We start from the raw sequence: 13,103 nt of genomic DNA, 5'->3' as shown, positions 1-13,103 counted from the left end.
CCCATGGCTCGTTGATGTGGTACGCGCATCCCGGACGAGATCTGTGCCCAACTCGCCATGAAGTTCGGGGTGTTGTTCCCGCGTCTGGATGAGCGGCAACGACGGCTGCTGATGGCCGCAGAGGCCCGTGTTCTGGGACACGGTGGTGTTCGGGCCGTCGCGCGGGCGGCTTCGGTGAGTGAGACCACGGTCCGCAAGGGCGTGTCCGAGTTGGAGGCCGGCGAGGAGCCTCTGGGGCGGGTTCGGCGGCCGGGCGGAGGCCGCAAGAGGGTCGCAGATCTCGATCCGGGGCTGCGGCCGGCTCTCCTGGCGCTTGTCGAGCCGGACGAGCGAGGCGATCCGATGTCGCCGCTGCGGTGGACGGTGAAGTCGACCCGCACGCTGGCGCGGGAGCTCGCCCGGACCGGACACAAAGTCAGTGCGGACACCGTCGCGGACCTGCTGCGGGAAGAAGGTTTCAGTCTCCAGGCCAACGCCAAGACCATCGAGGGAAGCCAACATCCCGACCGAGACGCCCAGTTCCGCTGTCTCAACGAGCAGGCCCGTGATCACCGGGACGCCGGCCAGCCCGTGATCGGCGTGGACACCAAGAAGAAGGAACTCGTCGGCGAGTTCAAGAACAACGGCCGCCAGTGGCGGCCTGCGGCTGATCCGGCACCGGTGAATGTCCACGACTTCGCCGACCCCCAGCTGGCCAAGGCCGTCCCGTACGGGATCTACGACCTCGCGGCGAACACCGGCTGGATCAACGTGGGGCACCGATCACGACACCGCCGCATTCGCGGTGGAATCGATCCGCCGCTGGTGGTGCGGCCAGGGTCGGGTCGCCTACCCGCAGGCGACGCGACTGCTCATCACCGCCGACGCGGGCGGCTCGAACGGCTACCGCACCCGGGCCCGGAAGCTCGAACTCGCCCGGCTCGCGGCCGAAACAGGACTGACGATCACCGTGTGTCACCTGCCGCCGGGCACATCGAAGTGGAACAAGATCGAGCACCGGCTCTTCTCACACATCACCATGAACTGGCGCGGCCGCCCGCTGACCAGCCATGAAGTCATTGTCCAGTCCATCGCCGCGACCACCACCCGCACCGGACTACGTGTCATGGCCGAGCTGGACAACAACGTCTACCCCACCGGAGTCCAGATCGGCGACGCGGAGATGGCGTCCCTGCCACTGACCCGACACGCCTTCCACGGCGACTGGAACTATGCCCTGCACCCCCAGCTCTGCCCAGCCATCCCAGCACCCCGGGCTCCGCAGAAGCCGGCCCCGGAGTGGGACCACGCTCTCCTGTCCGACCCCGACCTGACCGGCATGTCCCAGCAGCAACTGAGCGAACTCACTGACACTTTGGCCCTCCACGGCGACGTCAAGCGCGGCCGCCCGCCCCGGCTCACCTTCCCCGACCAAGTCCTGGCAGCCGTCCTTCACCTGCGGGCTGCCCTGGCCGCAGAACCCCTCGCCGTGCTGTTCGACAGCAGTCGGACCGCCATGCACCGCACCCTGCTGAAGATCAGGACGCTGCTGAAGGCGCACAGCATCGTCATCCCGCCGGCGGCCACTCCGCCCTCTGCCCTCACAGCCCTCCAGTCTCGGGTTCGAGCCCTGAGCAGCGACGCCAGCAGCACGATCAAGACAACGTGTTGATGATCTGCAAGCCCTTAGGCGTGATCCAGGCGACGGTTTCCAGGGGCGGCCAGGAGCCACAGCAGGTACGGGCCGCCCACCAGCGCCGTGAGTGCCCCCACTGGGATTTCCAGTGGGGGCAGCAGCGTGCGGGACACCAGATCGGCCCCCACCAGCACCACCGCACCCGTCAACGCCGAGCCGAGCAAAGGCAGTTGAGGCGTACGGGTGAGCCGCCGAGCCAGCTGGGGCGCGGTCAGCGCGACGAACCCGATCGGCCCGGCGGCGCCGGTCGCGGTGGCGGCGAGGACGACCCCGAGAACGGTCAGCCCGAGCTGCGTCCGCTGCACCCGCACCCCGAGAGCGGCGGCGGTGTCGGCGTCGAGCCCTAGGGGCCGCAGCGCCCGGCTCGCCCACACCAGCGCGGGCAGACAGAGCAGCAGTACGACGCCCAACGGCCCCGCCTGCTCCCAGCCCCGCCCGTTCAGACTCCCCGTGAGCCACAGCTTGACCTGCTCGGCGGCCTCCAGCTCGCTGTCGGTGAGGTAGAGCTGGACCACCGCGGAGAGCGCGACGCCGATCCCCACCCCCGTGAGCACGAACCGGCTCGCCTGCATCCCGCGCCGCCAGGCGAGCACGTACACCAGCGTGGCGGCCGCGAGCCCGCCCGCGACGGACACGGCGGGCATGGCCCCCGGGGAGGCGGCCACCCCGGTGGCGAGTGCCAGTACGGTCGCGGCGGCGGCCCCGTGCCCGACGCCGATGACGTCCGGGCTGGCCAGCGGATTGCGCGTCACGCTCTGCACGAGCGCCCCGGCGAGCCCGAGGGCGGCCCCGACGAGCGCCCCGAGCACGATCCGCGGCACCCGCAGCTCGTTGACGACGAGGTCGTACGCCCCGCCCCCGTGCCGGACGGTCGCCCACACCTCCCCGGGCGGAACGTACGTCTGCCCGGCGCACGCGGACACCCCCATCACCAGCGCGAGCAGCGCGAGGAGCCCGGCGGTGACGGCGGCGGACCGCCGGTGCAGGAGAAGGGAGAGCCGGGGCCGCAGCCGCAGGACGGTGACCCCGCGAGGAAGGGAGCCGTCCCGGGCGACGGACGGCCGTACGGGAGCGCCGGTCACGTGTCCGCCACCTTCTTCCGCCGTACGAGCACCACCAGCACCGGTACGCCCACCAGCGCCGTCATGACACCGGCGGGCACTTCGGCCGGGGCCCGTACGACGCGTCCGGCTACGTCGGCTGCCAGCAGCAGGGCCGCGCCCAGCAGGGCGGACAGCGGGAGGACGTGGCGGTGGCCGCCGGGGACGAGGCGCCGGGCCAGGTGGGGCACGGCGAGGCCGACGAACGCGATCGGCCCGGCGGCGGCGACCGCGGCGGCCGTCAGCAGGGTGGCGCCGAGCGCCGCAGCCCCCCGTACGGCATGCACCCGGTGTCCGAGCGCCCGGGCCGTGTCGTCGCCGAGCGCGAGGGCGTCGAGGCCACGGGCGCAGCCCAGCACGAGCAGCGCCCCGCCGAGCAGGAACGGCAGCATGCGCCCCACGGTGTCGGCGTCCCGGCCACTGAGCGCGCCCACCTGCCAGAAGCGGAACTGGTCGAGCGTGGCGGAGGAGGAGGTGAGGACGACGGTGGTGGCGCCGGCGGTCATCGCGGACAGGGCGGTACCCGCCAGCGCGAGTTTCACGGGTGAGGCGCCGCCACGGCCGCGCGCGGCGATGACGTACACGAGACAGGCGGCGGCGACGGCACCGGCGAACGCGTACCGGACGTACCCGCCGAAGCCGTTCGCGAGCCCGAGCGCGATGGCGATCACGACCCCGGCCGCCGCGCCCTGGCTGAGCCCGAGGATCCCTGGGTCGGCGAGCGGATTACGGGTGACGCCCTGCAACGCGGCCCCGGCGAGCCCGAGGGCGGCCCCGGCGGTCAGCCCGATCTCGGTCCGGGGCACCCGCAGCGAACGTACGACCAGCGCGTCCGGAGTGTTCCCGCCGTGCAGCAGCGCGTCGAGGACGGCGGACGGCGGCACGGGACGGGTGCCGACGGCGAGGCTGAGGAGGGCGACGCCGGCGACGGCCAGGAGGGCGAGGACGGCGACGGCGGTGGTGGCCGCGGTACGTCGTGCTGTACGGGCGGTACGCGCTGGACGTGCGGTCACTTGCCGAGGTGCTCGGCGAGCTGCCGTACGACGAGACGGGCGGCGGTCGGACCGGCGTTGAGGTACCAGGGGTCGTCGTCGACCTTGACGGCGTGCCCGGCGGTGACGGCCTTCATCGACTTCCAGAGCGGCCCGGCGACAACACTCGCCGCGTCGGTCCTGTCGGCGTCGCCCTGCACGGAGTAGAAGATCCAGTCGCCGTCGGCGGTGTCGATGCTCTCGGCCCCGATGTCCTCCGAAATGGCCCTGAACTGCTGGGACTTGGGCCGACCGAGACCCATGTCGACGGCGATGGACCCGGTGAAGGAGGAGACGCCGAACATCCGGGTACGGTCGGGTGTGAAGCGGACCATGGAGACGGTGGTGGAGCCGACCGCCTTCCCCTTCTCGGCGGCGTCGGCGGCGATGGTCTCGACGAGCTTCCGGGCTTGCTCCCCCTTGCCGACGGCGTCCCCGACGAGCAGCAGATCCCGCTTCCAGTTGATGCCGTTGCCCGCGGTGACGACGGTCGGGGCGATCTTGGAGAGCTTGGGATAGAGGTCGCCGAGGGAGTCGTTGGCGAGGATGAGGTCGGGCTTGGCGGCGGCGAGGGTTTCGAGGTTCGGCGCCTGCCGGGTGCCCGCGTCGGTCATGGCGGCGAGCTTCGCCTTGTACTGCGGGAAGGCGTCGGCGAGGTAGTCGGGGACGAGCCCGGCGTTGCCGGCGCGGGTGGTGGCGGTGGGGACGAGCCCGAGGGACAGCAGGTCGTCGAGCTGCCCGGTGCTGAGGACGGCGACGCGGGTGGGCGCGGTCTTGAGGGCGGTGGAGCCCTTGAAGTGGGTGACGGTACGGGGGAAGGCGCCGTCCGTGGCGACGTCGGAGCCCATGCCGGTGGCGAGGGCGGAGGGTGCGGCGGAGGGCCCGTCGGAGGAACCCTCCGAGGCCCCGATGACGGGGTGGCGGGCTTCGGCGCCGGCCGCCTCGGCATCGTTGTCAGAGGCCGACGAGCAGCTGGTCAGCAGCCCTCCGGCGAGGATCGCGACCACGAGGGACTGCCACTTCGACGTACGCACTGGTTCACTCCGCTGCTCTGCTTTTCAGCCACTCCGGTATTTCTAAGGCAAGGCTTACCTTAACTTCGCTTTCTGTGTGGAACGGACCCGGGGTCGTGACGTGGACAGGCGGACGAAGTGCGTCCCCCGACGCCGGGAACGCGCGGGGGACGCACTTCGAGGATCGGTCCTCATGGCGGCGGGGCGTGAGCGGGCCTTCGGCCGTCACGTCCCGCCGGTGTCGTCGAACGTCCACACGGCACGGGTGCCCGGGCCGACCACCAGGGCCGAATGCCCGAGCCGTTCCTCGTGCCGGTGGCTCACGGGCCGGTTGAGGGACATCTCGACCCGCCGCATCCCCGCGTGTTCGCGCGCGACGACGTCGTACCGGATCGTGGTGCCGCCGCCCTTCGCGACGATCCCGCCGTCCGCCACCGGCCGGACGGCGAAGCCACCGGCCCGCAGCAGCGGCACGGTGGCGGCGAGGTCGCGTGCGGTGACCGCGAGACGGACCGAGGTGATGTCCCGCATCAGACGGTCGCGGTAGAGGTCGGACAGATAGCGCTCCCGGCCGACGTCACCGGGGAAGGCGGCCGGCTCGGTGTTGCTGCGGGGGTCGGCGAAGTACTCGGGCGTGTACTCCATCGCCCAGGCGCCGTACGCGTCGTACTGGACGGTGGTGAGGACCGCGTCGAACCACGGCACCGGGACGCCGTCACCGAAGTCCCGCGTCTGCCGGAAAAGGACCGGGTCGCTGACCCCCTCCGCCCGCAACCGCTCGATGACGGTGGCCTGATCGCCGGCCCGCTCGGTCGACAGCCCCGTCCCGGCGGAGCCGAGGGTGCCGTCCTGGCCGGGTACGTCGCCGACGCCGAACAGTTCGAGGTAGGTCTCACGGCCCGTCAGATACCGGCCGGTCCAGGTCTCGCCGCCGGCCCCGGTCGTGGTGCGGACCTGGAAGTTGGCGAACTCCCGCAGATAGGCGGAGTGCTCGACGGCGTCGGCGGTCTCCCGGTCGAACACCCCGTAAGCGTGGTTGTAGTAGAGCAACTGCCGTTCGGGTGACGGTGGTTGGTTCCCCCGGGCAGGCGTCGCGCTCGCGACCCCACCCTGCACCGCCGCTGCGAGGGCCACCGCGATGACCATGATCATCCGTAACGTTCTTCGAAGCAGCATGACAGCGATCGTAGGACGGAGGATCTGCGTCCGCCGTTGATTTTCGTGTCGATTCCCGTGACACGCGGGCGCGCAGGTTCGGCCTGCTCAGGGCATCGTGGCGCCGCCGACGAGCACGAACGGGGCGCGCCTCTCGCTGCCGTCCGGCAGGCGCCAGGCGGCGGTGACGTGACCCCGAGCCCCGGTGGTGCCGATGTCGGGGACCTGCTGTGCCGACTCCTCCGGCGGGAGGACGCGGGTCACCTGAACGGTCAGGGTGGCACTCCCCGCCTCGCTGTTTCCCGCAGCCCCGGTCTCCACCACGACGACGGTGCCGCACTCCCCATCGGTGGCGGCGACGGACCCGACCTCGGCGGAAACCCCGGCCCCCGTGAAGGAGCCGGTGACAGAGGGGTCGGGAGTGTCGCTCACGCTCTGGGCCTGCGCCTCGGTACGGCCTTGGAGGAACGCGAGCAACTGGCCGACGAGCACCGGGTCGTGGGCCCCGTCGTACACCCACCGCTTGCCCAGCACCCCGTGCTCGGACGTGCCCACGAGCGCCTCGTCGGCTCCGTCGAGCGGCGCGCCCCGGTAGCTGAGCGGCACGTGATAGGAGACCGGCTCCTCACCCGACGAGTCCGTGACCACCAGGAACTCGATACCCACCTCCCCTTCCGGATCGTCGAGCCGAAACCCCCCGGCCTTGCTCAACTCCGGCCCACGCGCCGCGCCGACATACCAGGGCCGCGTGGGCAGCCATGCCGTGAGGAGCTCCAGCTTGCCGGGGGTCATGGTCGTGCGGTGGATGACAGCCATGCCCTTGCGAACCTCCTCGCCGAACGGAAGATTCCCTGTTCATGCCGAGCCTTGTTCGTCACCCTTCGGGCGCCGCAACCCGCGGTGTCAGGCTGCCCTGACGGTACGTCGGACGTCCGGAGTGCGCCTCGGCGTGCCCGTCCACGTGCCCCGCAGGCCCTCGTCGGGCTGAAACCCGTACGGCGATACTCCCTACTCGTGAGACGTGATGATCTCCGCCGGGGCAGTCCCGGCAATTGGGGGCCCCACGGTCGTCACGCTCAACCAGGCCGTGATGCACACGAGTTGTTCATGTTCTCGTAGCTGATCCTCACACGACGGCGCGGAGCCGAGGACGCGGGACCGATTAGCGTGCCCGGAGGGCGGCGAACCGCACAGTCCCGGCACAGGGACCTGCGTGACATCCGTGCCGCACTCACGACCTGGTTCAGATTTCCGAGTTCAGAGTTCAGAAAACGTTCTGGAGACAAACCCGATGAAACTCGCCAAGCGTCTCATCCTCACCACCGCGACTCTCGCCACCGTGGCCGCCGGTACGCTCCTGAGCGCGACCGTCGGCCAGGCCGCGCCCTCGCAGTCCGCCCGCCCCGGCGTCGACGCTCCCGCCGCACTGAAGGTTCCCGACGGCAACCGGCTGACCGGCGTCTTCTCCGCCGAGGGCGTCCAGACCTACACCTGCACCGACGGCGTCTGGAAGCTGCTGGAGCCCGCCGCCATCCTCTGGGCGAAGAACGACCGCTCCCACCGCACCGTTGCCCTCCACTCCCGCGGCCCCGTCTGGGTCTCGACGGTGGACGGCAGCGCGGTCAACGCCGCCGCGATCGCCAACTCGCCCAAGGCCGGCACGATCCCGGAGCTCCTCCTGCAGTCCACCGCCACTCGCGGCACCGGAGTCTTCGCCGGCGTCTCCTACATCCAGCGCCTCAACACCCACGGCGGCGTCGCCCCCGCCACGGCCTGCACCGGCACCGACCAGGTGAGCGTTCCCTATTCCGCGACGTACGCGTTCTACAAGCCCGCCAAGTGAGGCGGTAGGCGGTAGAGCCATGAGAGGCAGGGCCCTCGGGGCGTTCTCAACGGGCCCTGCCCTGTCGTATGGGCGGGACGAGGTCACGGCAATCCTTCTTGACGCACCGTCGAGTTCGATTTCCCTGGGTCGAAGCTTCCCCTGTGGACTTGGGCACCTGGAGACTGGGACGTGAGGTTCCGGAGGAAACAGAGCCAGGTGGGCAACAAGCAGGGCAAGCGGTACTCGGAGGAGTTCAAGCGGGACGCCGTGGCGTCGGCCCGGTCCGGACGGTCACCGAGGTGGCTCGGGACCTGGGCGTGAGTCCAGCCAATTCGCCACCGGGACAGCAGAGTTGACGATGAGGGCAAGCACCGTACGCACTGGCTGGCGCCACGACATCGCCGCAGCCGAGAGCTTCGGGGCATGTGGGGGCAGGTAGCCCCGCATGGGTTGCTGTCGCAGCCGGGGGCGGTTGCAGAAGATCTCGGATGAAGGAGAAAACCGCGGCGCGGACGGCGACCTGGGTGGGCCGGTGCCGGGTACCGATTTCGGCTTTCCGGACGGACCCAACAACGACATACCCTCGCCGAACAGGAGCGAATGTTCGAGATCGTGGGGAGGGTGCGAGGAAGCACCTCCATGCCTACCGGGCCGACGTGGCCCGTCACGGTTCCAGCGGCACCGTCCGTGGTGCCTGCAGCCAGCGAACCGGCTGTTCCAGGCGTCGTACCGCATGATCGGCAAAGCCGCTAGCCGCCCCTCGGACCGCGTTTGAGATCTGCCGACCAGCTCGCCCGGACGGGCCTCGGGCCGCAGAAGTCAGGTCGTAACCAGCCATGCCAGGTACCAGTCCCGGAAGTCCGGCCCCGGTGTCAGGCCACCCCAGTCAGGATCGTCGAGCCAGACCTGGCCAGCGTTTCTCCCCGTGACGACCAGCCGGTGGAACGTGCCGCAACCGCACTCCCCGATGACCAGACTCCCTCCGACCGAGTAGTTGGCATCACCCTCCTTGCCCCGCCCCGACCACTCGGTGGTGTGCGTAAACGGCGTGGACAGGAAGCCCGTGCGTCGGCCGCCCTCTCGAAGGTCGTGCAGGGACTCTTCGGCGTCCACTTCCTCGGTAAGGCCCAGGAGGCCGTAGTGGGGTCCCGCTCCTCCGTCGGCGACATCCTTGAGGAAGCTGCGGTAGGAGGCGGGCAGCCGGACACCGTGCTGCTGCTCGAACAGCCAGATCGTGTCCTCTGCCAGAGGAGGCCGAAGTCGATATCCATGGTGTGAGGACCCGAAACGCTGGCGCCCAGGGTCTCCTTGGGCCATGGCGGCGATACGGGCACGGACCGCAGCGGCGTCCCAGAGCCCGCGGCGGTCGGCTTTGTCACTGGGCACAGCGGCACGGTACTGGTGTTCTGGCGCGTCACCGCAGCTGGGTAAGCGGTTTGGGTCCAGGCCGAGTTGCAGGTCTGCCCCGCGTCAGGCGGCAGACCATGACCCCGATCATCGCCCAACGGATCATGGGTCTCCGAGTGAGCCGGGCTGCTCTCGCAGTCGCGAGTCATGCGCCGGCGGGCAGTGATCCACGACAGCGTGCGCTCAGTCACCCACCGCTTCGGCTGCACCTGGAAGCCGCGCTGGCCAGCGCCTCAGCCGACGATCCCGAGCTCGCGGCCGAGGATCTGGGAGGTCCAGTCGACCAGACGGCCAACGATGCCCTGTTCGGCCCAGACCTTCCGCACATCAGGGTGGTCGAGGCGGGTCCACAGCAGTGGGTGCTTGGCACCATCGCGATCTTGGATGCCGACCGCTACGACGTGGACCGCCAGGAGCAAGCCGAGGGTGTCGGTGACGAGGAACCGTTTGCGACCTTTGACCTTCTTGCTCGCATCGAAGCCCCGTGTCACCGCAGGGACGGTGTCGGCGGTGCGGACGGACTGGGCCACGGCGCGAAGTCCTTCGGAAGCTGACGCCAAGCGCAGCCGGTCCGCACCGCGTAGAAGATCGCGTCCACGGTCCGTCGCCGCGGATGCTTCTCCCGCCGCCCACCCTTCGGGCCCGCACTCGCCGGCGGCAGCAACGGCTCGACCAACGCCCACGGTTCATCCGCCAGGTCCGACGGATACCCGCCCCCAGTACTGCCCACAGCAAGCTCAACGACCACATCAGCACGGTGACACGACAGATCCCAAACGCGGTCTCAGCAAGTCGAGCCGGGCTGAGGGTGGAATACGTTTGATTGAGGGTCAGCCATCCTGAAGCTGCCGTTGGCGTTCCATGGCCAGATCTTCCGCTTCGCCGGTATCGGACGAAGACCCGGTGCGCGTTCGACCAGGCGTCTTGCCAGGGATTCCCGGATGATCTCGGATGCCCTCTTTCCTCTCTCTGTTGGCATGGATATTCTTGCACCTGCTTTCGCAGCGGCACGGAGTCGGCACTTCGGAGGGGGCGGGCATGGGGTCTCATGCGTATAGCGTGGTTGTGGACGCCTTCGAAGTGTCGGGAGGTTGGCGTGTGCGCTTGTCCGGTCCGATCCACGAAATGCCGAATCGGCTGAAGAATATTGCCCATCGAATTAGTGAAGTTGAGCTCCTCGAGTATCGTGGAGATTCACTCCCGACCTGGTTGAACAGTCTTCCGCTGCTCACCAATCTGGCTGTCTCTTTCGTTGGAGGCGAGCCGCTGGGTGAATTGGCCAATCTTCCGAGGACGCTAACGTCTGTGACGCTTCGAGGTCAGAGATTGACGGATGTTCCCAGCGGAATCATGGAACTTCCACACCTGCGGCGTCTTTCCTTGCAGGGTGTCAGCGTGAAGACGCTTCCTGACTTCTTGGGGAATCTCGGCTCGCTGACAGAATTGATTGTAAATGCGCCACTACTGGAAAGCCTCCCTGGTTCGCTCGGTCGTCTTCAGTGCCTGCGGTCGCTGCGTATAGCGAGCCAACGACTCAAAGTGCTGCCGCCACGACTGGGTCGACTTCCTGACACGATCGACCTAAGGCTCGAATGTCCAGCTCTGTCGGACTCCATCGCCAAATTGTTGGGCAGGGGAGTGCCGGCTCTCCTCACCTACCTCACGAGCCTGGAAGAGCGGGTCGAGGAATTGTATGAGGCGAAACTGGTGGTCATCGGAGAGGGGAATGTAGGAAAATCTTCCCTGGTAGGCGCCTTGCGTGGTCAGGAATTTGTGGCCGACAGGCCAACCACCCACGGAATCGAAGTGGAAGATCTAAGACTCCCTCACCCGGACGGAATAGTGAAGTCTGCCCGGCAACTGCACCTCAATGTCTGGGACTTCGGGGGGCAGGAAGTTTATCGAATCAGTCATCAGTTCTTCTACAGTCAAAGGTCCCTCTACCTGTTGGTCTGGCGTCCACGTGATGGACAGGAAGAGAATGCGGTCGAGGGATGGATAAGGCGCGTCCGGCTGAGAACTGGAGATGGTGCACGGATTATCGTGGTGTCTACCTACAGTGAGTCGGAGGGGCGTCAGCCCGAGTTGGACTACCCCGAACTGAAGAGGAAGTTTGGGCCGGTCCTTGTGGGCCAGTACGCAGTCGACAGCCTCACTGGCGCCGGGATTGGGACGCTGAAGGAGGCGATAGCTCGGGAGGCGGCAAAGCTCCCCCAGATGGGGGAGCTGCTGAGCCAGTACTGGATCCAAGCTCGTGACGTCGTGCTCGAACGAGCCCAGCGTGATCCGTGGATGGGCTGGGAAGAGTTCATCTCCATGTGTCAGTCGATAGGTCTCGAAGATGCTGCCACGGAGACATTGGCGGCGCTGCTTCACGATCTGGGGCACATTATCCACTTCGATCAGGATCAAGGGCTGCGGGACATCATCATCCTGCAACCTGAATGGTTGACCAAAGCCATCGGATACGTGCTGGAAGACAAAATAACGCGGGATGAGGACGGGGTCCTGCGTTACGAGCGGCTGGGTGAAATCTGGGGAAATTCGGCAGGGAGGGAAGGGTACCCTGCCTCATTTCATCCCTACTTTCTGAGGCTTATGGAGAAATTCGACGTCTCCTACCGACTTCCTGGGCGACGGGCTGCCCTTGTCGGTCAACTGGTGCCATACAGTAGACCCTCGGTGCCATGGGATCCGCGACGTCCTGTCCCTTCCGGTGAGCATTCGGCCGCACTCCTGTGCAGTTTCTCCGAGCCCCCGGTCGGTCTTATTGCTTGGCTAACTGTGCGAAACAACAAGTACTGGACCAGCCTGCGGTGGCGTCGTGGTGTCTATCTTCTGTGTGAAGAGTACGGAGCTGGCGCCCTGCTGGAACTGATTAATGACCGCGAGTTGCGTATTTCGGTGCACGGGCCGTCTCCTTATATGTTCCTTGCGCTGCTTCGAGACTCCACCCAGCACCTTGTCAGTGAAAGATGGCAGGGTCTTTCTCCGCAGTTTGCAGTACCGTGTCCCACTCGTTCTCTGCAGGGGGATTCTTGTGCTGGAAGCTTTCCGGTTCCCATATTGGAGAAGCTCAAGAGTAAAGGCGTGGCGTCTGTGGCCTGTCACGCCTGCGCGGAAACCCACGACATCGTAAGTCTTCTGACCGGATTTAGTCCTGATTCGACTTCGGTAGTAGGCCTGCGGGCCCTCAGTCAACAGATTAAAGCGGCGGAAGTACGCACGCAAGAAGGCTTCCAAATGCTTGCCGGGGCCCAGTTGGCCAGTGACTTGCAACTGAAGCGTGGGCTCTCTGAAATCGCCTTTCAGTTTCGCGCGATTCGGCACATGCTCGCCAATGAAATGCACGACTGTCCCAGTCTTTTCGCGTTGTCACGGCAGCGCAGCAAAAATCCACTGGCGAGACGGTATGTGCTCACCTTGTTCTGTGAGGAAACCAATCAGACGCATGCCTGGGTGCCGGCCACATATGAAATCAGGTGTTCCAGATCCGTCGTGAGCGAGATTCAGCCTTTCCTGGCCCTGGTGGTTCCTCTGCTTTCGCTTGCTGTGCCTATCGTGGGGACTCTGGCTTCGAGTTCGGTCTCTGAAAATATGAAGGCTGGTGTGGAAACGCTTGCCACTGGCCGGGATTTTTTGAACGCGCAGGGAAGTGCGACCGAAATTGAGGCGGCTGTGGGTCGATTGGGTGGATCCGCGCATGATGAGGCACGCAGGGGATATCGAACTTTTCGGTACCTTCTGTTGCAGGTGGACCCGGGTCGTGAGTTCGGTGGCCTCATGCGTAGGACAACAGCCGCAGGCGACAGCCTGTGGCTGTGCCCTGAACACCTTCAGGCCTATGACCCAGGGCTCCCTGCCATTGACTAAAGGCTGTCCCGCAATCTCTGGCTG

General features: G+C 67.3%; 10 protein-coding genes and 1 pseudogene. 3 read left to right on the top strand and 8 right to left on the bottom strand.

Translation table 11 applies throughout. The features are described 5' to 3' along the window. Positions 1 to 57: 57 nt before the first annotated feature. Positions 58 to 1,651 (top strand): annotated as a pseudogene (locus OG595_RS13775) (ISAzo13 family transposase). Positions 1,652 to 1,665: 14 nt separating this feature from the next. Here the strand turns inward: OG595_RS13775 and OG595_RS13770 are convergent. The 5 genes from OG595_RS13770 to OG595_RS13750 form a co-directional block, all read right to left on the bottom strand. After that, positions 1,666 to 2,757 carry a FecCD family ABC transporter permease gene (locus OG595_RS13770; protein ID WP_329271663.1) on the bottom strand — a complete coding sequence of 364 codons (1,092 nt, stop codon included), beginning with the start codon at positions 2,755 to 2,757 and terminating at the stop codon, positions 1,666 to 1,668. Continuing rightward, positions 2,754 to 3,788, bottom strand: coding sequence for a FecCD family ABC transporter permease (locus OG595_RS13765; protein ID WP_443073028.1), 1,035 nt, complete (start codon positions 3,786 to 3,788; stop codon positions 2,754 to 2,756). Before OG595_RS13765 ends, OG595_RS13770 begins: the two co-directional genes overlap by 4 nt. After that, positions 3,785 to 4,840 carry an iron-siderophore ABC transporter substrate-binding protein gene (locus OG595_RS13760; protein ID WP_329271662.1) on the bottom strand — a complete coding sequence of 352 codons (1,056 nt, stop codon included), beginning with the start codon at positions 4,838 to 4,840 and terminating at the stop codon, positions 3,785 to 3,787. The genes OG595_RS13765 and OG595_RS13760 overlap by 4 nt, the downstream gene beginning before the upstream one ends. A gap of 204 nt (positions 4,841 to 5,044) precedes the next feature. Further along, complete coding sequence (locus OG595_RS13755) at positions 5,045 to 5,971, bottom strand: DUF5829 family protein (RefSeq protein WP_329282862.1); 927 nt, start codon at positions 5,969 to 5,971, stop codon at positions 5,045 to 5,047. 111 nt (positions 5,972 to 6,082) lie between these two features. After that, complete coding sequence (locus tag OG595_RS13750; RefSeq protein WP_329271658.1) at positions 6,083 to 6,790, bottom strand: maltokinase N-terminal cap-like domain-containing protein; 708 nt, start codon at positions 6,788 to 6,790, stop codon at positions 6,083 to 6,085. Positions 6,791 to 7,265: 475 nt separating this feature from the next. On the opposite strand from OG595_RS13750, the gene OG595_RS13745 reads away from it, so the two are divergent. Continuing rightward, positions 7,266 to 7,817 (top strand): DUF3455 domain-containing protein, encoded by a 552-nt coding sequence (locus tag OG595_RS13745; protein ID WP_329271655.1) that lies wholly within the window; start codon positions 7,266 to 7,268, stop codon positions 7,815 to 7,817. Positions 7,818 to 8,618: 801 nt separating this feature from the next. Here the strand turns inward: OG595_RS13745 and OG595_RS13740 are convergent. The 3 genes from OG595_RS13740 to OG595_RS45355 form a co-directional block, all read right to left on the bottom strand. Next, a complete protein-coding gene (locus tag OG595_RS13740; RefSeq protein ID WP_329271652.1) occupies positions 8,619 to 9,185 on the bottom strand; it encodes an SMI1/KNR4 family protein in 567 nt (188 codons plus the stop codon). Positions 9,186 to 9,439: 254 nt separating this feature from the next. After that, positions 9,440 to 9,736, bottom strand: coding sequence for a transposase (locus tag OG595_RS13735; RefSeq protein WP_329271649.1), 297 nt, complete (start codon positions 9,734 to 9,736; stop codon positions 9,440 to 9,442). Continuing rightward, positions 9,694 to 9,936, bottom strand: a complete 243-nt coding sequence (locus OG595_RS45355) for a transposase (protein ID WP_443073337.1) — start codon at positions 9,934 to 9,936, stop codon at positions 9,694 to 9,696. The genes OG595_RS13735 and OG595_RS45355 overlap by 43 nt, the downstream gene beginning before the upstream one ends. Before the next feature lie 335 nt (positions 9,937 to 10,271). On the opposite strand from OG595_RS45355, the gene OG595_RS13730 reads away from it, so the two are divergent. Further along, positions 10,272 to 13,079: a COR domain-containing protein gene (locus tag OG595_RS13730; RefSeq protein ID WP_329271646.1), complete on the top strand. Its 2,808-nt coding sequence runs from the start codon at positions 10,272 to 10,274 to the stop codon at positions 13,077 to 13,079. Positions 13,080 to 13,103: the final 24 nt, after the last annotated feature.

The sequence above is a fragment of the Streptomyces sp. NBC_01451 genome (genome assembly GCF_036227485.1).
GTDB lineage: Bacteria > Actinomycetota > Actinomycetes > Streptomycetales > Streptomycetaceae > Streptomyces.
This window is presented reverse-complemented; position numbering and strand designations above follow the sequence as displayed.

What these genes read in the sequence shown, in the direction of transcription:
- OG595_RS13755 (WP_329282862.1), bottom strand. Translation starts at nt 5,971, where the DNA reads ATGATCATGGTCATCGCGGTGGCCCTCGCAGCGGCGGTGCAGGGTGGG.
- OG595_RS13750 (WP_329271658.1), bottom strand. Translation starts at nt 6,790, where the DNA reads ATGGCTGTCATCCACCGCACGACCATGACCCCCGGCAAGCTGGAGCTC.
- OG595_RS13745 (WP_329271655.1), top strand. Translation starts at nt 7,266, where the DNA reads ATGAAACTCGCCAAGCGTCTCATCCTCACCACCGCGACTCTCGCCACC.